The sequence below is a fragment of the Holophaga foetida DSM 6591 genome, from assembly GCF_000242615.2.
In the GTDB taxonomy this organism is placed as follows: Bacteria; Acidobacteriota; Holophagae; order Holophagales; family Holophagaceae; genus Holophaga; species Holophaga foetida.
The window spans coordinates 656,774-677,300 of sequence record NZ_KI912269.1 but is presented as its reverse complement, the minus strand read 5'-3'; the positions used below and the strand labels follow the sequence as shown (position 1 = coordinate 677,300).

The 20,527-nt window shown below is 64.0% G+C and carries 16 protein-coding genes, 2 tRNA genes and 1 pseudogene; 7 read left to right on the top strand and 12 right to left on the bottom strand.

The features are described 5' to 3' along the window. Positions 1 to 181 (top strand): annotated as a pseudogene (locus HOLFODRAFT_RS24705) (IS66 family transposase); the annotation flags it as partial. Between the two features lie 364 nt (positions 182 to 545). On the opposite strand, the gene HOLFODRAFT_RS0218490 reads toward HOLFODRAFT_RS24705, so the two are convergent. The 6 genes from HOLFODRAFT_RS0218490 to HOLFODRAFT_RS0218460 form a co-directional block, all read right to left on the bottom strand. Beyond that, positions 546 to 2,075: an LAGLIDADG family homing endonuclease gene (locus HOLFODRAFT_RS0218490; protein WP_005034762.1), complete on the bottom strand. Its 1,530-nt coding sequence runs from the start codon at positions 2,073 to 2,075 to the stop codon at positions 546 to 548. Between the two features lie 455 nt (positions 2,076 to 2,530). Then, positions 2,531 to 2,607 (bottom strand) — tRNA-Arg (locus tag HOLFODRAFT_RS0218480). A 124-nt stretch (positions 2,608 to 2,731) separates the two neighbouring features. After that, positions 2,732 to 5,899: an efflux RND transporter permease subunit gene (locus HOLFODRAFT_RS0218475; RefSeq protein ID WP_005034765.1), complete on the bottom strand. Its 3,168-nt coding sequence runs from the start codon at positions 5,897 to 5,899 to the stop codon at positions 2,732 to 2,734. Positions 5,900 to 5,902: 3 nt separating this feature from the next. Further along, positions 5,903 to 7,030 carry an efflux RND transporter periplasmic adaptor subunit gene (locus tag HOLFODRAFT_RS0218470; RefSeq protein ID WP_005034768.1) on the bottom strand — a complete coding sequence of 376 codons (1,128 nt, stop codon included), beginning with the start codon at positions 7,028 to 7,030 and terminating at the stop codon, positions 5,903 to 5,905. A 15-nt stretch (positions 7,031 to 7,045) separates the two neighbouring features. Then, positions 7,046 to 8,323, bottom strand: coding sequence for a TolC family protein (locus tag HOLFODRAFT_RS0218465; RefSeq protein ID WP_005034770.1), 1,278 nt, complete (start codon positions 8,321 to 8,323; stop codon positions 7,046 to 7,048). Positions 8,324 to 8,325: 2 nt separating this feature from the next. Further along, on the bottom strand, positions 8,326 to 9,024 hold the full coding sequence (locus HOLFODRAFT_RS0218460; RefSeq protein WP_005034772.1) for a TetR/AcrR family transcriptional regulator: 699 nt from the start codon (positions 9,022 to 9,024) through the stop codon (positions 8,326 to 8,328). Between the two features lie 144 nt (positions 9,025 to 9,168). Here HOLFODRAFT_RS0218460 and HOLFODRAFT_RS0218455 point away from each other — a divergent pair, with 144 nt between their 5' ends. Next, a complete protein-coding gene (locus tag HOLFODRAFT_RS0218455; protein WP_005034774.1) occupies positions 9,169 to 9,519 on the top strand; it encodes a hypothetical protein in 351 nt (116 codons plus the stop codon). 60 nt (positions 9,520 to 9,579) lie between these two features. Here the strand turns inward: HOLFODRAFT_RS0218455 and HOLFODRAFT_RS22340 are convergent, their stop codons facing one another. Then, the gene (locus HOLFODRAFT_RS22340; protein WP_005034776.1) at positions 9,580 to 10,329 is read right to left on the bottom strand and encodes a FadR/GntR family transcriptional regulator; all 750 of its coding nucleotides are present in this window, start codon (positions 10,327 to 10,329) and stop codon (positions 9,580 to 9,582) included. 342 nt (positions 10,330 to 10,671) lie between these two features. On the opposite strand from HOLFODRAFT_RS22340, the gene HOLFODRAFT_RS0218445 reads away from it, so the two are divergent. After that, the gene (locus tag HOLFODRAFT_RS0218445) at positions 10,672 to 11,085 is read left to right on the top strand and encodes a CoA-binding protein (RefSeq protein WP_005034778.1); all 414 of its coding nucleotides are present in this window, start codon (positions 10,672 to 10,674) and stop codon (positions 11,083 to 11,085) included. Here HOLFODRAFT_RS0218445 and HOLFODRAFT_RS0218440 read toward each other — a convergent pair. Further along, positions 11,082 to 11,861, bottom strand: coding sequence for an inositol monophosphatase family protein (locus HOLFODRAFT_RS0218440; protein WP_005034779.1), 780 nt, complete (start codon positions 11,859 to 11,861; stop codon positions 11,082 to 11,084). The genes HOLFODRAFT_RS0218445 and HOLFODRAFT_RS0218440 overlap by 4 nt on opposite strands. Positions 11,862 to 11,953: 92 nt before the next feature. Here HOLFODRAFT_RS0218440 and HOLFODRAFT_RS22335 point away from each other — a divergent pair, with 92 nt between their 5' ends. Next, entirely contained in the window at positions 11,954 to 12,700 is a 747-nt protein-coding gene (locus tag HOLFODRAFT_RS22335) for an acid phosphatase (RefSeq protein WP_005034781.1), read from the top strand. Here the strand turns inward: HOLFODRAFT_RS22335 and HOLFODRAFT_RS25150 are convergent. From HOLFODRAFT_RS25150 to HOLFODRAFT_RS0218415, 4 genes are all read right to left on the bottom strand, one after another. Continuing rightward, positions 12,670 to 14,415, bottom strand: coding sequence for a nitronate monooxygenase (locus tag HOLFODRAFT_RS25150; protein ID WP_005034782.1), 1,746 nt, complete (start codon positions 14,413 to 14,415; stop codon positions 12,670 to 12,672). The two genes, HOLFODRAFT_RS22335 and HOLFODRAFT_RS25150, sit on opposite strands and share 31 nt — an antisense overlap. Before the next feature lie 127 nt (positions 14,416 to 14,542). Then, positions 14,543 to 14,635 (bottom strand) — tRNA-Ser (locus HOLFODRAFT_RS0218425). A gap of 31 nt (positions 14,636 to 14,666) precedes the next feature. After that, the gene (glgB, locus tag HOLFODRAFT_RS0218420; protein ID WP_005034784.1) at positions 14,667 to 16,859 is read right to left on the bottom strand and encodes a 1,4-alpha-glucan branching protein GlgB; all 2,193 of its coding nucleotides are present in this window, start codon (positions 16,857 to 16,859) and stop codon (positions 14,667 to 14,669) included. A gap of 30 nt (positions 16,860 to 16,889) precedes the next feature. After that, positions 16,890 to 17,114 carry a hypothetical protein gene (locus HOLFODRAFT_RS0218415; protein ID WP_005034786.1) on the bottom strand — a complete coding sequence of 75 codons (225 nt, stop codon included), beginning with the start codon at positions 17,112 to 17,114 and terminating at the stop codon, positions 16,890 to 16,892. A gap of 137 nt (positions 17,115 to 17,251) precedes the next feature. Here HOLFODRAFT_RS0218415 and HOLFODRAFT_RS22330 point away from each other — a divergent pair, with 137 nt between their 5' ends. From HOLFODRAFT_RS22330 to clpA, 3 genes are read left to right on the top strand one after another with little or no spacing between them, the layout of a single operon-like run. Next, a complete protein-coding gene (locus HOLFODRAFT_RS22330) occupies positions 17,252 to 17,911 on the top strand; it encodes an SDR family oxidoreductase (protein ID WP_005034789.1) in 660 nt (219 codons plus the stop codon). 21 nt (positions 17,912 to 17,932) lie between these two features. Beyond that, positions 17,933 to 18,244 carry an ATP-dependent Clp protease adaptor ClpS gene (locus tag HOLFODRAFT_RS0218405; protein ID WP_005034792.1) on the top strand — a complete coding sequence of 104 codons (312 nt, stop codon included), beginning with the start codon at positions 17,933 to 17,935 and terminating at the stop codon, positions 18,242 to 18,244. Positions 18,245 to 18,246: 2 nt separating this feature from the next. Beyond that, complete coding sequence (clpA, locus tag HOLFODRAFT_RS0218400) at positions 18,247 to 20,496, top strand: ATP-dependent Clp protease ATP-binding subunit ClpA (protein ID WP_005034794.1); 2,250 nt, start codon at positions 18,247 to 18,249, stop codon at positions 20,494 to 20,496. Positions 20,497 to 20,527 lie beyond the last annotated feature (31 nt).

Here is a 20,527-nt window from a genome sequence, read left to right as displayed (position 1 = left end):
GGCGGTGCTGTGGCGGAAGGTGAGCCTGGGGGTGGAGAGCGAGCATGGCGCCCGCTTTGTGGAGCGCATGCTGACCCTGGCAGGCACGGCCCGGAAGCGCGGCGTGGACCTGCTGGAGTGGCTGACTCAGGCCATGAAGGCCAGCCTCGTCGGAATCGCCGCACCGGATTTCACAGCCTGATGCGGTCCCCGTGGAATCAGAAACCCCCTCCATGCGGAGGGGGCTGAACGGCTACAATTGAGGTGGCACGTTGGCTGAATTCAAGGGAAGGTTCCCCTGGCCCCATGGCATCTGCTTGAACTTCACGACTGGTTGGGAACCATATGCTTTCAGTTCTGCACAAGTGGTCAGGACATAGTTCCATCCAAGGCAGAGGCTCCGGTGCTGGTGGGGATGTTCCAGCAGGGCGATGTGTCATGATGCTGCCGCCTTTCATCCATGGGTGGGGGCGAAAATTCAGGGACCTCGGGCTGGCAGTGGCTGGTGAAATTTTGCCAACCAGCTCGTGATCCCATCTTTTCTGCTTGCGTCTCTACTTCGCTCCTTACTTCTGTGATCCCCCCAGCCTCAGTGTTTTGATCTTCGGCTTTCGGCTGGGTGTGAGCTCCTTGAGGAGACTCTCCGCCAAACGGGCTTTTCGTATTCCCCCGATCCAGGTTCGGTGATCAGGCCAAATCCAGTGGGCGAGCATCTTCGCTTGGTGGCCGGTCACCACCCATTGATGGTTCGAAGTGCCGGGGCCGGTGCCGGGATTCTTGGGGGCCCAGATGAAGCCCAGACCTGGGAGGCCTGTGGCATGTCCCACCCGTTGCCGGAGGCTCTCGATGAGTTTGGCTGAGTTGGAGTAGATGGCCATCTGGGCGGTGTTGGAGCCGCAGCGGGTCACGGTGCCATCAGTATCGACGAGGCCTCGGAGGAAGTCCGGAAGGTAGATGTCGGGCATTCCTGGGGGGATGTCGATGGCTGTGTCTTTGTGGCCGGGCCTGCTGAGGCCCAGGCGCTGGAGCAGTGCAGGGGTGGCCACTGGCGAGGAGAGGGGGAGGGCGATGGATTGGCCCGGGTTGACCCTCTTTACCGGGTGGATCCGGCTGGGATCGGCGCCGACGGCGTGACACACGGCGACGAGGACATCTTGGTCTCGCTCATCCAGCTCGATAACCACGCGTTTGGGCTGGATGGCGCCGTCCCCGGCGATTACGCCCAAGGCGTAGGCCATCTCAGGGGACCACTGACCTCGCCAGACCTGTTCGTTCCAGTTGGCGGTCCCCTTCTGGCGGGCCGCCGGGCTTGATGTCAGGGCAGGCTTGGCGGACTTCTCGGCTACCGCGGATTCCGGGACTGAGAGACACTCCAGGCCGGGCCCTGTATAGTCCGGGAGTTTGGCCCGGAGGGCTACCAGTCCCGGAGGCTCGGGAGCCTCGAAAACCCCCCTGGGGTTGGAGGCCCCGGCGGCTGCCGCCTGCAGCTGGGCCTGGGCTCTGGCCACTGTCGACACTTCCCGGCGGGAGCACTCGCCGCAAATCCGCTGGATGCACTCGGCGTCGTCTCGGAAGGCTAGGCCCCCCCGGATGAGTTGGCGGGCGCGCTCGACGGTGATCGGCGCTTCATGGCGGCAGGTGCCTGCCAGGGCGGCTGTGCAGCGGGACTGGATCCGGGCAGTGTTCCTGAGGTGGGGAAGGGGGAGATTCGGATCCGCCTGGCGACGGCGGGCTTGGCCGTGAGCCTGTGCATGGGTGGGAACCCAGCCTTCCCGGAGGAAGCGCATGGCCTTCGAGAGAAGGCGGACCGCCACCGTCTGGTCATCGGCCAGCAGGGGGGCGTAGCGGGTCGAGCTGTTCCCCGCGGCCCCGGCCACCACGGTCACCACGGGGATGATGAGTCGGGTGGTGACCTCGGCAATCAATTGGACCTCTCCAAGGGGCCTGAGCCCCAGGGCTTCCAGCGCCGCCTGGACGGCTTCGGGTGCCGGGACAGGAAGGCACTTGAATGCACCGGCCTGGAGGATGGGGCCTGAGGGCTGGGTATCCGGGCCAAGTGGTCTGTGGGGATCACTCTTGGGAAGGTGAAGGGACATGGCAACCTCTGCCTCTGGCGGCCGGATGGCCGCGGGTTGGGTAAGAGCAGGCGTTCCGGATGCTTCCGGTCGTCTGTCTGTCCATGCCTACTGTGGCTTTCTGGGTTGGTCGCAGCTTTTCTGGAGAATTTTTGGCGGCGGGGTCCCCGATGCCCTCGGACTGGATCGGGGCCAGCCTGCTGGCGGGGAGGAAGGTCGGCGACTCCCGAGGCTCGGCAGGCCCACAGGTGGCTGGGGCGCTCCTCTGCGGGGTCATTTCCAGGCTTCATGGCCACCGTTTGACCCTAACCCTAGAACGGGCTGCTCCTGGCCTCTTCTGGCCGGTGTCAAATCTGTGTCAAACCGAGGGGATTTCAGGGGAAATTGTCAGCACTTACGAGAGTGGATGGGAGTACGGGGGTGAAGACCCCCTGATGCCGAAAGCCCCCGAAACCTTGTGGTTTCAGGGGCTTGAGTGGTGGTCCCGGAGCGATTCGAACGCCCGACCCTCAGATTCGTAGTCTGATGCTCTATCCAGCTGAGCTACGGGACCCATGCGGCGAAGTTCACGACGAACGCCGACTGATTTGTTAGTCTACCCTGATTTCCGGGAATGTCTATCCCTGAAACGCAGATGACCCGCTGGTTGGCGGGTCATCTGTAAGCATATAAAGCTCTTACCTTGAAAATTTTGCCTTGATCCTGTCCCGCAGCTTCGCCAGGGTGAAGCCGTCCAGGATGTCGAAGAACACCGGAATCACCACCAGGGTCAGGACCGTGGAGGTGATGATGCCGCCCACCACGGCCCGGGCCATGGGGGCCCGCATCTGGGCACCGGCGCCCAGGGCGAAGAAGAGCGGGAGCATGCCGCCGATCATGGCCAGGCTGGTCATGAGGATGGGGCGGAGCCGGGTCATACCGGCCTGGATGATGGCCTCCTGGCGGGGCATGTTGTGCTCGCGCATGTTCTGGAGGGCGTTGTCCACCAGCAGGATGGCGTTCTTGGTCACCAGGCCCATGAGGAGGATGAGGCCGATGTTGGTCATCATGCTCATGGGATCCCCGGTGATGAGCAGCATGCCCACCATGCCCACCATGGAGAGGGGCAGGGACACCATGATGGTGATGGGGAGCTTGAAGCTCTCGAACTGGCTGGCCAGCACAAAATAGATGAAGAAAATGGCCAGCAGGATGGCGGTGCCCATGTGCTGCCCGTTCTCCTTGTTGTGCTTGGCCGTGCCGGTGAAGGCCAGCTCCACCCCAGCCGGAAGCTTCCCGGCCTGGCGGAGCTGGGCCACCTTGGCATTCACATCGTTCACCACCTCCTGGAGGGTCTTGCCGTCCTTGTTGGCGGTGATGAGGAGCTGGGGCTGGAGGCCTCGGCGTTCGAGCTTGGCGGGTGCGACGGTGTCCTCGAAACGGGCCACGTTGTTCAGCTTTACCTGAAGGTTGTTGCCAGCCTTGTCCTTCTTGGAGGAACTTATCATCATGCCCTCCAGCTGGTCGGCCCTGGAGCGGTTGATGTCTGAAAGACGGACCGTGACGTCGTACTGTTCGCCACTGCCCGGATCCTCATACTTGGCCACGTCCAGTCCATCCACCAGGGGGCGGACGACATTGGCGATGGCCATGGGGGAAACGCCGAGGTCTGAGGCCCGCTTCCGGTCCACGGTCAGGCGGAGTTCAGGCTTGCCTTGATCCCGGCTGCTGCTTACATCCACCGCTCCCTCCACGGACTTGATGAGCTGGAGCACTGCGGGTTCCGCCTCTTCAACAGCCTTCCGGTCCGGGCTCACGATGGCCAGGCTCACGGCCTTGGAGTCGCCCAGATCGGCGACGGCGCTTACGTCGGTCTCGACGCCGGGGATGCTGCGGAATCGATCCCGCAGTTCTCGGCGGATGGTCACATGGTCCCGGCGTTTGCCCTCCGAGAGCTTGACGTAGATGGTTCCCTCGGTGATGGTGCCCTTGAGGCCGGTGCCGATGGTGGTGTAGACGTGCTCCACCTCATGGCTGTCCGTATTGTCCTTGCGGGTGCGGATGATCCGTTCGAGCTCCATGGCCTTGCGTTTGGCCGCCTCCAGGCTGGAGCCGGCTTCCAGCTTGAAGCCCACCTGCATGTCGCCCCGATCGTAGTCCGGGAAGAAATCGCTGCCCAGCAACCCGATGAGTCCCATGGCCAGGAAGAAGCTCCCGAAGCCGATGGCGAGGACGCTCTTGCGGTGCCCCAGAGCCCAGGTGATGGTCTGCTTGTAGAGGGCCTCCCACTGGTCCAGCCTGTCGTTGAACCAGTCGACGCTCTTCATGATGAATCGGCGGTGGCCGTGGTGGGACTCCTGGTAGCCCTTCTCATGTTCGGGGTCGGGCCACACGGCACTGAGCATGGGGTCCAGCGTGAAGCTCACGAAGAGTGAGACCGCCACTGCGAAGGCCACCACGATGCCGAAGCTGTAGAAGAACTTGCCCACGATGCCGCCCATGAAGGCAACGGGGATGAAGACCGCCAGGATGGACATGGTGGTGGCGATGACGGCGGGGCCGATCTCGGCGGTGCCCTCCCGGGCTGCCGTGATGTGGTCCTTGCCCATCTCCGAGTGGCGGGTGATGTTCTCGCGCACCACGATGGCGTCATCAATGAGGATGCCGATGGCCAGGGAGAGGGCCATGAGGGTCATTGTATTCAGGGTGAAGTCCAGGGCCCTCATGACGATGAAGGTGCTGATGACGGACACCGGAAGCGTGAGGCTGGTGATGATGGTGGAACGCCAGCTCTTCAGGAAGTAGAAGACGACGATGACCGCCAGCAGGCCGCCCAGGACGATGGAGAGGATGACGTCGTCCACGTTCTCATTGATGAACTTGGAGTTGTCCTTGGCCTTGACCGTCACCACTCCCAGCTTCTGCAACTCGGGCTCCATGCCCTTGATGGCGGCGTCCACAGCCTTGACCATGGCGACGGTGTTGCCGCCGATCTGCTTCTGGATCTCAAGGGCCACGGCGTCCCGGCCGTCAAGCCGCGCCAGGGTACGCTTCTCCTTGATATCGTCCACGATGGTGGCGACCTCCTGGAGTTCGATGGGTCGGCCCTTCTGGTTGCCCACTATCACATGCCTGAAGTCCTCCACTCGCTTGGCTTTGGCGTCCACCCGGACACTGATTTCCCGGGTGCTGGTGAGGAGGTTGCCGCTGGGAACGGCCTGGGTGTCCTGGGCCAGGGAGCCCGTGACCTGCTGGAGGGTAAGGCCCATGGCTTCGAGCTTCTGGGGATCGATCTGCACCAGGATGTTCCGGGTGCTGCCGCCCACGACCTCCGCCTTGCCAACGCCCGCGATGTTCTCGATGCGGCGCTTGATGTACTCGTCTGAGATGCGGGTGAGTTCCCGGTCGCTCATGCCCTTGTGGGCCTCATCGGGGCGCACCACCAAGGAAAGCACTGGAAGCTGGGCCGGGTCGAACTTCTGGATGATGGGTTCCTTGATGGTGTCCGGAAGGTCCTTGCGAACCTGGCCGACCTTGGAGCGGACATCCTCCAGGGCCTTGTCCACATCCCGCTCGATCTCGAACTCGACGGTGATGACGCCCACGCCGTCCTGGGAGGTGGAGCTGATCTCCCGGACCTTCTCGATGGGGTTGACCGCTTCTTCGATCTTGCGAACCACATCCTGTTCAACGGCGTCGGGGCTGGCGCCGGGGTAGGCCACGCTGATGGTCACCACGGGCATATCCACCTTGGGAAACTGGTCGAGCCCGAGTCCCTTGATGGAGAAGAGCCCGAGGATCACCATGGCCAGCATGGCGCAACTGGTGAGAACAGGTCTTTTGATGGATAGGTCAGATAGGAACATGGATCACTTCCCCTGGGCTGTGGCTGGGGTCTGGATGACCTGGAGGCGGGTGCCATCCACCACGAGCTTCTGGCCCTGACCGACGATCTGGACCCCCGCAGTGAGCCAGTCGGCCTCCACCGGGCGCCAGCCGTTCTGTTCTGGCCCTACGGTGAGCTTCCTGCGCACCGCGATGCCATTGATGGCCTGGAAGACCTCTGCCTCCCGCCCGGTGGCGGTCAGGATGGAGGAGGGCAGGGCCGAGCGCTGGGTTACATTCTCGCCCTCGATCAGGCCCTCGGCGAATAGTCCTCCCTTGAGAAGCCCCTGGGGATTGGGAACTTCAAGGCGGACACGGAGGGTGCGTCCATCCGCCTGGACCGAAGGACTGATCTGGGTCAGGCGTCCCTCGAAGGGGTGCTCGAAACCGGCCACCTTGAAGGATGCCTTCATGCCTATCTTGACGGTGGCGAGGGCCTCTGTGGGCAGGTCTGCCAGGATCTCCAGCTTGCGGTTGTCCACCACCTCGAAGGAGGGCTGGCCGGGGTTCAGCATCTCGCCCGGCTGGACGGAGCGCTTGGCCACCTCGCCTGCGAAGGGGGCCGTCGTGCGGGCCTTCCTGAGGCGGGTCTTGGCAAGACCCAGGTTGCTTTCGGCGGCCCTGGCCGCAGCCATGGCTGCGTTGTAGTTGGTTTCGGCCTGCTGGGCGGCCTGGCGGGTGACACTGCGCTTTTCGAGAAGGCTCTGGGCCCGATCGTTGTCCCGGCGGGTCTGCTGGGCCTGGGCCTGGGCCTGGGCCAACTGGGCCTCGGCGGCCTGGACACTCAGGAGCAGTTCGTCCTCATCCTGGGCGCAAAGTACGGTCCCGGCGGCCACTCGATCGCCTTCCTGGACCGTGACGCGGGTGACGCGGCCCGCGACCTCGGCCTTCAGTTCGGCGCGGTTCACCGCCAGGAGGTTGCCGGTGAAGGCGATGGCGCTCCTGAAGGGACGGGTTTCAACGGGCACCAGGGTGACGGGGACGAGGCCCTGGTCCTTCTGTTCGCGCTGGTGGCTGAGTTCCTTGTTCCGCTGCACCCGGTGATAGGAGATTGCGGCGATGATGGCCAGGACCGGGATGCCGACATAGAGATAGAGTTTCTTGCGTTCCATGGTTGCTCCAGAGGCTCAGAGGGGGGGCAGGCCCAGGGCCCGGCGATGGTTGAAGATGGCGCTCCAGATGCCGAGCTCGGCGCGGCGGCGCTGGCTTTCCTGCTGCCGCTCAGTGCGTTCGGCCTGGAGGAGGTCCAGGGAGGTGATGAGGCCCTGCTCGTAGGACTCCCTGCTGTTGCGGAGGGCTTCCAGTGAGGCGTCGTAGGCCTTCCTGGCCGCGTCGAAGAAGGCGAAGGCCTTCTGGAGCTCCCGTTCCGCGGTGCTCTTCTCCACAGCGATGCTGCGCTCCTTGTCCATCCGGGCCTGACGCACCTGCTCGAGCTGGGCGCGGTTCTGGGATCGACGCCCTGAGGTTCTCAGTCCATCGAAGAGGGGGATGCGCATGTTGATGTTCACCTTCCAGGTGTCGTAGGGGGTCTGGAATAGGTCATTGCTGTGGTTGGCCTGGTAGCCGTAGGAGGCGTTGAAGTCCACCTTGGGCCGCAGGTCGGCCTTGATGATCTTGTCGTTGGCCTGGTACATGGCCTCCTGCTGCTGGTACTGGGCGAGTTCGCTGCGTTCGACACCGGCGGGTGTCTTGGCATCGGGTGCGCCCAGGCCCGCCAGCTTCAGGGGGGTTTTTGGGTCGAGACCCAGTTGGCCGTTGAGGAGTTCGATGGCCCGCTTGTGGTTGGCATCGGCCTGGAGGTTCTCCGGAACAACCGCCAGATACTCGCTTTCGGCCCGGAGGCGATCCAGTTCGGTGGCTGTCTGAGCCTCCAGTTTGGACTTCACATCCGAAAGAAACTGCTCGGCGGTCCTCAAGCGGGTCTGGACCACCTCCAGCTCGGCCTGGCACATCAATACGTTGATGTAGCTCAAGGCGACCCCGTGAAGGGTGTCCAGTTCTGCTGTGGTGTAGGAGAACTGAGCTTCCCTTTCGCCCATTTTGGCCACTTCCACGGCCGTACCCAGCTTGCCCCAGTAGAAGAGGGGTTGGCTGATGGCGGCCTGGGTCGTGAAGAAGTTGCGGGGGTACACCAAGTCTTCAGGGTGCTGCAGCATGGCTCCCATGCCGCTGTTCAAGATGCTCACATCCCGGGTGCGTGTGTAGTCGGCCACCACATTGACCTGGGGGAGGGCGTCGGCTCGAGTGGTGGTGATGAGACCCCGACGCTCTTCGACCCGGGCCTTGGCGGCCTGGAGCATGGGGTTCTCCGCCTTGGCCCGGTCCAGGGCGCCCATCAGATCAAAGTTCAGGACGGGTGCGGGCGCAGAGGGCTCCGCGACCTGCGCGGGAGGCATGAACAGCATGGTCAGGCTCCTTGAGCGGGGAAGGCTTCGGGAATGCCTAGGCCCCTGAGTGAGAACTGGATGAAGTGGTCCGAGAGGGAGTCCATTTCGCTCTCGGTGTAGAAGGCCCCGCGATGCAGCGTCACCAGTTGCATGTGGGTATGGAGGTGGGTGATCTGGGCCATGGTGCTCATCGCCATCCGGAACTGCTCTTCCCCAGGGAGGTCCGGGCGGAGGACGCTGATGCAGCCATTCAAATACCGGGTCAAAGGGGTGACCATCTCCCGGACGGATTCCGCGATGGAGGGACGCATGGTCTGGATGGCCTGACTCCAGAGGGAGAAGGCTGCCTGCTCGAAGTCCGGGCCGTACAGGTTCTTCATTTCATTGGGGCAGGTGCAGGTGAGCCACACCATGAGCCGGATGAAGTCCTTGAGGCCGAGTGTGGCCTCCGCTCGGGCGCAGGGGTGCGAGGGGTCTGGCGGGGGAGGAAGCTTGTCGAACTGATCGCTGCCAATCTTGAAGACGAATTTCACCGCCTCCAGGTAAAGACCCTCCTTGCCGCCGAAGTAATACTGGATCAGCGCGCTGTTGGCATCTGCCTTCTTGGAGATTTCCCGGATGCTGGCCCCTTCGAAATTCTTCGAGGCGAAGACCTGGATGGCTGCGAGGATGAGGCGCTCTCGGGTGTGGATGGCATGTTCGGTTTCTTTGTTTTTCATAGGCCTCGATTCGAATGGGCCCCATTATCCCAACATGTTTGATTCTGTTAATCAATCGAATAATCAAAGTCTGCCCTGCTCCTTTGAGCTTGCGGTCTGCCACTGCGTCCGCTTTCATGCTAGGAACGGGGTTCCGGAGGTTTCATGCTCTTCTACACGTTCTTCTACCTGGTTTCGGCCCTGCTCCTGGTGCAGGGAACCCATCTGGCCGGGGAGCAGCGCCATCCCATGGGGGCAGTGCCTGCCGAGCTGGCTTTGCCGTCCGGGGCTGCCAGGGCCTGGGGGAAGCTCCTGGTGCTGATGGGGCTGATCGGGTTGGCCTGTGGCTTGGCGAGCCACGGTGATGCGCCACGGATTTCCAGGCAGACCCTGGCCTTCGTTGAGGGTGTCGAGTGGGTCCTGATGGGTGTCTACGGCCTCTGGCTGGTCTTCATCGCCAAGCGTATCGAGTACATCGGTGTTGCCGCCGCTTCGGCGGATCACGGGCATCACTAGACAGAAGACGCCCCCACTCCCGGGTCGGGGTGGGGGCGTGTCCTGACTGATTATTGTGCTTTAGGCCTTCTTGGCTTCGTTCTGATTGTGGTCCAGCTGCTCGATGGCCAGCATGGCGTAACCCACGATCTTGTCTGCGGCTGCCCGGGCGGCCATCGCATCATGCCGCTTGAGGGCGTCCACCAGCTTGCGATGGGCCGTGAGGCCCAGGGTCACCGCCCAGCCGAAGCGGGTGGTGTAGGCGAGGGACATGCGGAAGGGCTCGCGGATGCTGCCATAGAGGTGACGGAAGATGGGGTTGTGGGATGCCCCCACCACGGCGGCATGGAACTGGAGGTCGATGCTCACGAGACTCTCGTAATCCGCGGCGGCAATGACGGCTTCCCGCTGGGCGAGGCATTCCTCGACGGCCTTGATGTCATCCTCCGTGGCCCGCACGGCTGCAAAGCCCGCAGCTGTGGGTTCAATGGCCAGACGGACCTCGCAGAGGTCCCGGAGGAAGTTGACGTCGCAGTTGACCTCGGCGGACCAGGCCAGGATGTCTGGGTCCAGCAGGTTCCAGAATTCCCTCGGGCGGGAGCGCATTCCGGAGCGGGGGCGAACTTCGAGCATGCCCTTGTCGGCCAGCACCTTGAGGGATTCCCGGAGGATGCTGCGGCTGACTCCCAGCTGAAGACACAGCTGCTCTTCGTTTGGCAGGACGACGGGCTTGGTGGCGCCTCCGGCCTGGATCAGCTGGAGTCCGAGGGTCCGGGTCACACAGCTGTGAAGGGTTTCAGGGGGACGGATCTTGTCGAAGCTAGTTGCCATATTCCTCTGCCTGACCAAGGGGTGCGACTGCGGGAGGGCGAGCCTCCCGGACGGGGATCGCATTGCGGTGGAAGGGAACAGTTACCCCCTCCCATGAATCTTAGCCTGTTGGCCTCGGGATGTGTGAGGGGGAGCTGACATTGTTGATGATATGCTCTGTTATTCTCGCAGTTTTTGAAATCAAATAACATGATGTTTTTCATGATTCCGGAGAAAAATCCCTCCAGGCGCACCATGAATCATGTGAGATAGGCCTTCCTCTGGTTCCCGGCAAAAGCTGCTTTCTTTCCCGAGGGGGGGTACAGCCGGAAGGCTTTGGCATCGAATTCACAGAGGTGCGAGATGACTGCAGACATGAAGGACCGGATCCAGGCCTTCCTCGAAGCTGGGCCATACGCTGTCGTTGGGGCCAGCATTGATCAATCGAAATACGGGAACATGGTCCTGCGCTGCTACCAGCAGCATGGCAAAGAGGTCTACCCCATCAACGCCAGAGCTGCCGAGGTGGAGGGTCTGAAGGCCTACCCCGATCTGGCCTCAGTGCCCACCCGCCTTCGGGCCATCAGCATCATCACCCCCCCCAAGGTCACGGAGCAGGTGGTGCGGGAGGCTGCGGCAGTCGGCGTCCGGTACGTCTGGATGCAGCCGGGGGCGGAGAGCGATGAGGCTGTGAAGATCGCCGAGGAGCTGGGGCTGGAGGTCATCTCCGGCGGGCCCTGCCTTCTGGTGGTGGCGGGCTTCCACGGCGGGCACTAGCTGCCCTTGACCGCTTCCAGTAGATCCTGGTGGACGTAGAGGTTGCCAGCAATCACATTGCCGCTTTCCATCCAGGTATCGCCACCTTCCCAGTCCGTGATGAGGCCACCTGCCTCCTGCACCAGGAGGACCCCGGCGGCCATATCCCAGGGACGCAGGCCCAGCTCGAAGAAGCCGTCGTAGATGCCACAGGCCACATGGGCCAGGTCCAGGGCCGCGCTGCCTGCCCGGCGGATGCCCTTGGCCCGGTAGAAGATGGAGTTGAGGGCTTTGGCATAGGTCTGGAATCGCTCCCCCAGCTGAAAGGCGAAGCCGGTGGCGATGAAGGCCCCGTCCAGGCCCGTCTGGGCGGAGATGGTGATGCGCTCTCCGTTCCAGGTGGCTCCCTGCCCCCGGACCGCCACAAAGAGATCCTCCCGCATGGGGTCTAAGATGCAGCCCACTACGGGGCCGTTCTTGTCCCATAACCCCACCGAGATGCACCAGTGGGGAAAACCCTGGACGAAGTTAAGCGTGCCGTCCAGGGGGTCCACGATCCATCGGCGGCAGCTATCCCCGGAGGCGCCGCTCTCTTCGCCCAGGAAACCATAATTGGGGAAGCGGAGGTCCAGCTCTGCCTTGATGGCCGCCTCGCTGGCATGATCCGCTTCGCTGACGAGATCGTTGCGGGATTTCTCAGTGACCTTCGCCGGATCGAGCTTCCGGAAGAACTTCATGGCCACCCGGCCCCCCGCCTGTGCTGCGGCGATGCAGGCCTCGCGCTGAGCTTCGTACATTCGATTTCTCCAAGATCCATTGTCTCCGGGATTCCACTGGATGGGAATGAAAGGGGAGGACGGATGATAGATTCAAGATGTCTGGAGGCCCCATGGCACAAGCTGCCCTGATCCCTGCGCTACTTGGTGTGCTGCTCCTGGGGAGCGGACTGGGGGCCCAGCCTGTCGCCACAGGGCCCGTGAAACGTGTCTGGCCAGTACATGCGCCGGTATACATCCAGCCGATTGCGGTGGACTCCACCAAGCTGTTGGGACCACCTCCCAGTCCGGGCTCTCTGGCCGCTGAGGCTGATATGGAGGCCGTTCTCATGGCCCAGGCCTTCAGGACCCCGGAGCAGGAGGCCTGGGCCCAGCACATCGATAGCGATGGCATTTTCAAACACGCCCGGGAGCTCGGTCCCTGGTTCACGCCCCAAGCATTGCCGAAGTGCGAGGCCTTCTTCAGTCGCGTCCTGGGGGATGCCCACGGGGTCAGCGCGCAGGCCAAGCGCCTATACGCCCGGCCCAGGCCCCCCAGGGTGGACGCCAGGGTTCAACCCTGTGTCCAACTCCCGGGGAGCGCGTCCTATCCCAGTGGCCACTCCATGCAGGCCTTCCTGATGGCCTCGATCCTGGCGGATCTGCTTCCCGAGAAACGGGAGGTCCTCCTGGACCGGGCCCATCGGGCGGCCTGGAGCCGCATCATCGGTGGCGTCCACTTCCCCACGGACGATATTGCGGGCCGTGTGCTGGCAAAGGCCATCCTTGAGGAACTCCGCAAAAGCCCGGAATTCCTCAAGGATCTGAACGTGTGCCGCGAGGAGCTCGATCAGGCCAGGGCCAGACGCTCCAGGCCGTAGTCTCCGGTGAGCTCCTCGATCAGCTCCCGGACGGAAACCATTTCCTTCAGGCGCCAGCCGTTGCTGCCGGAGAAGAAGAGTCCGGTGTCCAGGCGGCCCTGCATGGCATCCGCCAGGCGATCGGCGATGCAGAAACCGGCCTTCTGGGCACCTGCCCCCTGGTTGCAGGGGCTGAGGCAGTTGCTGATGCAGCGCAGGGCTGGGGCGCCCCCTCCGGCGATATCCCGCTGGAGCTGGGTCATGACGCCGCGGGCGGGCATGCCCACGGGGGACTTCATGAGGCGGATGTCCTCGCGGCCAGCCTTCAGGACGGTCTCCTTGAAGGCCTGATCCGCATCGCATTCGAAGGTGCCGATGAAGCGGGTGCCCATTTGGACTGCGGAAGCCCCCATGGCAAGGAATTTCTGGATATCACTGCGGTCCCAGACCCCTCCCGCCACGATGACGGGGAAGCTTCCCCAGCGGTCGCGCTCCGCCAGGATCGAAGGGAGGATGCTTTCCAGGGAATAGGCCGGGTCGGTGCACTGCTCCACGGTGAATCCCTGGTGGCCACCGGATTCGGGGCCCTCGAGGACCACGGCATCCGGGAGTCGACCGTACTTTCGCTCCCAGGACTTGCAGATCAGCCCGAGGGCTCGGGCGGAGGAAATGATGGGCACCAGGGCCACATCCCGGTCCCCCACGATGCCGGGAAGGGTCATGGGGAGCCCTGCTCCCGAAATCACCATCTGGGCCCCGGCTTCAACGGCAGTGCGGACCACATCCTCATACCCGTTTATGGCGCACAGGACGTTCACACCGACGGCACCTCGGCCTTCGGCGGTCCGCAGGGCGTTCTGGATGATCTGGGTGAGCTGGGCGTAGCCATTCAGGTTCTCGGACCCGACAGGGCGGCCATGGCGCAAGGCTACGCCCTCCATGTTCCGATACCCCGTGCCGATGGCGGAAACGATGCCAGCGCACCCGGCCTGGGCGACGGAACCTGCCAGGCGATCCCAGGAAATTCCCACGCCCATGCCCCCCTGGATGATGGGGTAGCTGATCTCGAGGTTGCGGATCTTCAGGGTGGGCATTTCGCAATGGGCCGTGTCCAGCATCAGGCCGAAGGCCCGCTCGCCCATGGCGTGACGGAGTCGGCTGCTGAGACTTGCGGTTTCCTTCAACTGGTTGCCGGAGCGCACCTGGAGCCCGGCCAGACCAGCGTCCTCCAGGAGTCCCTGGCTGTCAGCCCCAGGAGACGGGGCGATGAAAACTGGCAAGCCCACGCTCTGCAGGGCGCGGAAGTCAGAGCCAGGCTGGGCCACCAGGGCATCGACGCCCTGGGCCTTGGCCTCGGCCGCTTCTTCCGGGGTGGTGGCCAGGGCGAAACGGGGAAGCTTCAGTTCCCGCAATCCCTCCATCAGGCCCTCGGGGGCCTTGGGGGAGTGAAGGACGAAGGAGGCCATGCGCTCTTTCAGGGTGGTCAGGATCGATTCCACATTGCCCATGACGCCCTTGAGGTCCAGGCCGACCATGCCATCCGTGGAAGTCCGCAGTTCCCGGAGCCGTGCCTTCAGTTGGGAGGCATCAGGGAACGCTGAAACCCGAACCACACCCAGTTCACCAGCCTTGGCGAAGCCAACCGCCAGGGAATCGTCGCCGCTAGGGCACCAGCCCTGTAGCAGGCGGGGAGCACTCGAACCGCTGCGAAGGCTCAACTTGGGGAATCCTGACACACTGACCTCCTGGGGGCCCGGAATGGACGCCCCGCTGCTCACATTCTGACAGATCCCCTGTAACAGTTTGTAACTTTCAATTCAGGAGTTGTTTATATACAAAAAGGCGCCCCCTGCGGGGCGCCAGTGGCGGAGAGAGGGGGATTCGAACCCCCGGTGCTGGTTTACCCAACACACTCGCTTAGCAGGCGAGCCCGATCGGCCACTCCGGCATCTCTCCAAGAATCTTCGATCCTACCGGGCTTTTGGGGTTACGGCAAGGCCTCTTCCGCGGAGAGTCGCAGGATCAGCACTCCGAGGGGGGGGAGGGTAAGGGCCAGGGACCAGGGGCGGCCCATCCATGGATGCTCCTCCGTCAGGAGTTTCCTGTCCCCGTTGCCCACATCTCCACCCCCGTAAATGTGGGCGTCGGAATTGAGGATCTCGGAGTAGCAGCCGGGTGCCGGGACCCCGATCCGGTAGTCGTGCCTCGGAACGGGGGTGAAGTTGACGATGACCACCACAAAGCTGTTGCCGGAGCGCCGCACGAAGCTGAGGACGGACTGGGAAGTGTCGTGGCAGTCGATCCACTCGAAGCCCGGCCATTCGAAATCCTGGCCGTGGAGGGCGGGTTCCTCCTGGTGGAGATGGTTCAGGTCCCGCACCAGGAGCTGGAGCCCGCGGTGCAGTGGGTAGTCCAGTACATACCAATCCAGGGCCCGATCCGCGTTCCACTCCGGTCCCTGGCCGAACTCTGTGCCCATGAAGAGGAGCTTCTTGCCGGGGTGGGCGAACATGTAGGCGTAGAGGGCCCGGAGGTTGGCGAAGCGCTGCCACTCATCCCCCGGCATCTTGTAGAGCATGGAGGCCTTCCCATGCACCACTTCGTCGTGGGAGAAGGGGAGCATGAAGTTTTCGGTGAAGGCGTAGAGCATGCTGAAGGTCAGGAAGTCCTGGCTGTAGGCGCGGTAGACCGGATCCAGCTTCATGTACCGCAGGGTGTCGTTCATCCAGCCCATGTTCCACTTGAGATCGAAGCCGAGGCCCCCCAGGTAGGTGGGGCGGCTGACCTGGGGCCAGGAGGTGGACTCCTCGGCGATGACCAGGGCTCCGGGGCACTGGTCGTGGAGCACCACGTTCATTTCCTTGAGGAAGTCGATGGCCTCCAGGTTCTCTCGGCCGCCGTAGCGGTTGGGGAGCCACTCGCCCTCCTTGCGGGAGTAGTCCAGGTAGAGCATCGAAGCTACGGCGTCCACCCGCAGGCCGTCGATGTGCATTTCCTCCAGCCAGAAGAGGGCGCTGGACAGGAGGAAGTTCTTCACCTCGTTGCGCCCGAAGTTGAAGATCAGGGTGGACCAGTCCATGTGTTCGCCCAGGCGGGGGTCCGCATGCTCGTAGAGGGCGGTGCCATCGAACTGGGCCAGGGCGTGGCGATCCTTGGGGAAATGGGCGGGTACCCAGTCCACGATCACGCCGATACCCCGGCTGTGGCAGTGGTCCACCAGGTAGCGGAAGTCCTCCGGGGAGCCGTGGCGGCTGGTGGGGGCATAGTAGCCCGTGGCCTGGTAGCCCCAGGAACCATCGAAGGGGAACTCCGTGACTGGCAGGAATTCCAGGTGGGTGAAGCCCATCCAGACCGCATAATCCGCCAGCTTGTGGGCCAGTTCCCGGTAGTTGAGGAAGCCGCCGTCATCGGTGCGCTGCCAGGAACCCAGGTGCACCTCGTAGACCGACATGGGGGCGTGCTGCCAGTCCCGGTGCTTGCGTCCTTCCATCCAATCGGCATCCTGCCAGGGGTAGGGCGAGGCGTCCTCCACGCAGGACGCGGTGCTGGGACGCAGTTCGTAGGCTCGGCCATAGGGATCGGTCTTGAGGAGGATGGCGCCGGTGTCCCGGTTCCGGACCTCGAATTTGTAGAGGGTGCCGGGACCCAGGCCCGGAATGAACAGTTCCCAGACGCCATGGCCGGGGTGGACCCGCATGGGGTGGCAGCGGCCGTCCCAATGGTTGAAGTCCCCCACCACGCTCACCCGTTCGGCGTTGGGGGCCCAGACGGAGAACAGGACGCCAGGGATGCCGTCAGCCAGATGTTCCCGGGCCCCCAGGAGGCGGTAGGCGTGCCAGTGCTTGCCTTCCCGGAAGAGGTGGAGGTCGAAGTCCGAAAGCTGGGGGCCGAAGGTGTAGGGATCGTAGACCCTGCGCTCCACGCCATCCTCGACCCAGCACAATTCGTGATGCGGTTTAAGGCCGCCGGCAAGTCCCTTCCACATGAAGAGGTCCGTGCCCTCGATGCGGGTGAGGGGCTGTCCCGTATCCGCCAGGTGTGCGGACTCGGTCCTGGGCAGGAAGGCCCGGATCACCGCCTCCGCCCCGGAGCCGTGGCGTCCCAGCACCCGGAACGGGTCGTGGTGACGCGCCTCCAGCAACTTTCTCAGGTCTTCGTTCAGAGACTTGGACTTAGGCATGGACCACCCTTGCTGGCAGGGTATCCCAACTTAGCCTTGGGGTTCCAGTTCGATGCCGTGGCTGGTGACCTCCAGGAGGTCCAGATCCGCCAAGCTCACCACCACGCCCATGGCCCTTCCTTCGAGGGTCAGGACCAGACGGCGGTTGCAGCGGGCGGCCCGCTCCAGCAGGCTGGCCGGGATGGGCTGGGTTGCGTCCACCTGGGTCATTCCGGGGTGGATCTTGATGAAATCGTTCAGGGGCATGGCGGTCACTGCGGATCCTTCTGGTGCGATGAATCAATGTTATTTTTGTATCATTCCATGATGATTTTTTCAAGGGGAGTCCCAATGAAATCATGACATTTGTTAAAATTAATCTTTGTAGTATTTCTCCTTGTAGACTGATCGGCATGCTCTGTGACTCTCCCATTGCCCTCATTGCCGGGGCTGGCCCCGGGATCGGCCGGGCCACTGCCTCTCGTTTCGCCGCAGAAGGCTTCCAGGTGGCGGTGCTGGCCAGGCCGGATACCGCAGAAGCTCTGCAGGAGGAGATCCATGGACCCAGTTCCCTGATCCTCGGGGTGGACGTGGCGGACCGCCGGGCCCTCGGGGAGGCCCTGGCTCGGGTCGAAGCCGAACTCGGCTTTCCGGAGGTTCTGGTCTGGAACGCCTCCCACGGCCATCCGGGCTGCATCACCCAGGTTGAGGACGTCGCGCTGCTGGGGGATCTGGAGGCCAACCTCCTGGCGCCCCTGGATGCGGTCCGCTGGGCGCTGCCCGCCATGCGGTCCGCCGCCCGGGGGAGCATCCTCATCACAGGTGGTGGCCTGGGCCTGGACCCCAAGCCGCCCATGGCCTCGTCCTCCCTGGGGAAGGCCCTCCAGCGCCACCTGGCCCTGCTCCTGGATGGGGAGCTCCGGGAGGCCGGAATCCATGCGGCAACGCTGACGGTCTGCGGCTTCGTCCAGCCGGGAACGCCCCTAAGCCCCGATGCTGTGGCCGGGGCGCTGTGGGATCTTCATGCCCAGGAGATGGGGAGCTGGGAGCGCGAGCGCCTCCTGAGAGGCTAAACTCTCGGACAGAGGATCTTCATGGCCCGACCCGGTTCCAACAGCGCCACCCAGACCCGCACCCGCACGAGCCTCAAGGCTCCCAGGATGTGGAAGGTGCTTCTGCACAACGACGACTACACCACCCAGGACTTCGTGGTGGGCATCCTGCGCAATGTCTTCCGCAAACCCGAGGCGGAGGCGGTGCGGATCATGCTGGATGTGCATCAAAGAGGGAAGGGCGTGGCCGGGATCTACCCATACGAGGTCGCCGAAACCAAGGTGGCCCAGGTGAAGGCCCTGGCGGAGCGGGATGAGTTCCCCCTCCTTTGCACCCTGGAAGTCGAGGAGTAGTCGTGGCCAAGAACCCCCGTATCACCGATGCCCTTCAGCGTTGCATCCAGCATGCCTTTCATCTTGCCCTGGCCTCCCGCCACGAGTACCTCACCCTGGAGCACATGCTCCTGGCCCTCCAGCACGACCCGGCGGTGGCCGAGGCCGTGAAGGCCTGCGGCGGGGATCCCGAGGCCCTCAAGACGGATCTGGGGGCCTTCCTCCGGGAGAACCTCGAAAGCCTGTCGGAGGATACGCCCCTCCTCCAGCCCGTTCCCACCCTGGCCTTCAACCGGGTGATGGAGCGGGCCATCCATCACGCCGTCTCCTCCGAGAGCATGCAGGTGGATTGCGGTTCGCTCCTCGCCGCCATGCTGCCGGAAAAGGAGAGTCAGGCTGCCTTTCTTCTGAAGCGCCAGGGGGTGAGCCGTCTGCCTCTGCTGCGCCACCTCAGTCACGGCGCCCAGCCTCCTGCGCCTGGGTCCCATCCTGCCCAGGAGGGTGAGGAAGAGGGCGGCGAGGCCCCAAAGAAGGATCCCCTCCAGGCCTATGCCGTGGATCTGGTGGCCCGGGCCAGGGAGGGCAGGATCGATCCCCTCATCGGCCGCGAGGACGAGCTGGAGCGCGTGGTGCGCGTGCTCTGCCGCCGCCGGAAGAACAACCCCCTCCTGATCGGGGAGGCCGGGGTGGGCAAGACCGCCATCGCCGAGGGGCTGGCCCTGCGCCTGGCGGAGGGGAAGGTGCCGGAGGCCATCAAGGGCGCGCCCTTCTATTCCCTGGATCTGGGCGCCCTCCTGGCGGGAACCCGCTACCGGGGCGACTTCGAGCAGCGCATCAAGGCGGTGCTGGAGGCCCTGGCCCAGAAGCCCGGCGCCCTTCTCTTCATCGATGAGATCCACACCCTGGTGGGGGCCGGGAGTGTCAGCGGGGGCAGCATGGACGCCTCCAACCTTCTGAAGCCCGCCCTGCAGAATGGTGATCTGCGCTGCATCGGCGCCACCACTTACCACGATGTGAAGAACAGCCTGGATCGGGACCGGGCCCTCTCCCGGCGCTTCCAGAAGGTGGAGGTGGGCGAGCCCAGCGAGGCCGACTGCATCGGGATCCTGAAGGGGCTTCGTTCCCATTACGAGGCCCACCACGGCATCCGCTACACCGATGAGGCCCTGGAGAGCGCGGTGCATCTCAGCGTCCGGCACCTGCGGGACCTCCAGCTCCCGGACAAGGCCATCGATGTGCTGGACGAGGTAGGGGCCACCCAGAGGCTTCTGCCGCCCCGGAAGCGCAAGAAGATCATCGGCGTTCCCGAGATCGAGGCTGTGGTGGCCCGCATGGCGCGGGTGCCGGTCCAGTCCGTCAGCAGTGATGACCGCACCAAGCTCGCCAGCCTGGAGTCTGGCCTCAAGTCCGTCCTGTTCGGCCAGGACAAGGCGGTGGAGTCCGTGGTCTCGGCCATCAAGCTCTCCCGCTCCGGCCTGCGGGGCTTTGAGCGCCCCATGGGCTCCTTCCTCTTCACCGGCCCCACGGGGGTCGGCAAGACGGAACTGGCCAAGCAGCTGGCCCAGATCATGGGGGTGCCCTTCACCCGCTTCGACATGAGCGAATACATGGAGAAGCACGCCGTGAGCCGCCTGATCGGCGCCCCTCCGGGGTACGTGGGCTTCGAGGACGGGGGGCTCCTGGTGGACGCGGTGCGCAAGTCGCCCCATGCCGTCCTGCTGCTGGATGAGATCGAAAAGGCCCACCCGGATCTCTTCGCCATCCTCCTCCAGGTCATGGACCACGCCACCCTTACGGACAACCATGGCCGCAAGGCGGACTTCCGCCATGTGGTGCTGGTGATGACCACCAACGCCGGGGCCCGGGACCTCAGCCAGCGGCGGGTGGGCTTTGCCGAAGCGGGGGCGGGGGCCAGCAGCCGTGGTGCCATCGAGCGGGCCTTCACCCCCGAGTTCCGCAACCGCCTGGATGGCATCATCCCCTTCGCTCCCCTGGGGCGGCCCGAGATCCTGCGGGTGGTGGACAAGAACCTGAAGGAGCTCCAGGTCCTCCTGGACGAGAAGAAGGTCACCCTCCAGGTGAGCGCCAAGCTGCGGGAGTGGCTGGCCGACAAGGGCTACGATCCCGCCTTCGGGGCCAGACCCATGGCCCGCCTTGTGGAGGAGCAGCTCAAGCGGCCCCTGGCGGACGAGATCCTCTTCGGGAAGCTCCAGAAGGGCGGCAAGGCCAAGCTGGACCTGAAGGAGGACAAGGTCCAGATCCGGGTCTCGTGACTGGGGTCACAGCGCTGCGACCCGGTTAGAA

Excerpts from the sequence above, each read along its gene's own strand:
- HOLFODRAFT_RS0218490 (WP_005034762.1), bottom strand. The coding sequence starts at position 2,075 with ATGTCCCTTCACCTTCCCAAGAGTGATCCCCACAGACCACTTGGCCCG.
- HOLFODRAFT_RS0218475 (WP_005034765.1), bottom strand. The coding sequence starts at position 5,899 with ATGTTCCTATCTGACCTATCCATCAAAAGACCTGTTCTCACCAGTTGC.
- HOLFODRAFT_RS0218470 (WP_005034768.1), bottom strand. The coding sequence starts at position 7,030 with ATGGAACGCAAGAAACTCTATCTCTATGTCGGCATCCCGGTCCTGGCC.
- HOLFODRAFT_RS0218465 (WP_005034770.1), bottom strand. The coding sequence starts at position 8,323 with ATGCTGTTCATGCCTCCCGCGCAGGTCGCGGAGCCCTCTGCGCCCGCA.
- HOLFODRAFT_RS0218460 (WP_005034772.1), bottom strand. The coding sequence starts at position 9,024 with ATGAAAAACAAAGAAACCGAACATGCCATCCACACCCGAGAGCGCCTC.
- HOLFODRAFT_RS0218455 (WP_005034774.1), top strand. The coding sequence starts at position 9,169 with ATGCTCTTCTACACGTTCTTCTACCTGGTTTCGGCCCTGCTCCTGGTG.
- HOLFODRAFT_RS22340 (WP_005034776.1), bottom strand. The coding sequence starts at position 10,329 with ATGGCAACTAGCTTCGACAAGATCCGTCCCCCTGAAACCCTTCACAGC.
- HOLFODRAFT_RS0218445 (WP_005034778.1), top strand. The coding sequence starts at position 10,672 with ATGACTGCAGACATGAAGGACCGGATCCAGGCCTTCCTCGAAGCTGGG.
- HOLFODRAFT_RS0218440 (WP_005034779.1), bottom strand. The coding sequence starts at position 11,861 with ATGTACGAAGCTCAGCGCGAGGCCTGCATCGCCGCAGCACAGGCGGGG.
- HOLFODRAFT_RS22335 (WP_005034781.1), top strand. The coding sequence starts at position 11,954 with ATGGCACAAGCTGCCCTGATCCCTGCGCTACTTGGTGTGCTGCTCCTG.
- glgB (WP_005034784.1), bottom strand. The coding sequence starts at position 16,859 with ATGCCTAAGTCCAAGTCTCTGAACGAAGACCTGAGAAAGTTGCTGGAG.
- HOLFODRAFT_RS22330 (WP_005034789.1), top strand. The coding sequence starts at position 17,252 with ATGCTCTGTGACTCTCCCATTGCCCTCATTGCCGGGGCTGGCCCCGGG.
- HOLFODRAFT_RS0218405 (WP_005034792.1), top strand. The coding sequence starts at position 17,933 with ATGGCCCGACCCGGTTCCAACAGCGCCACCCAGACCCGCACCCGCACG.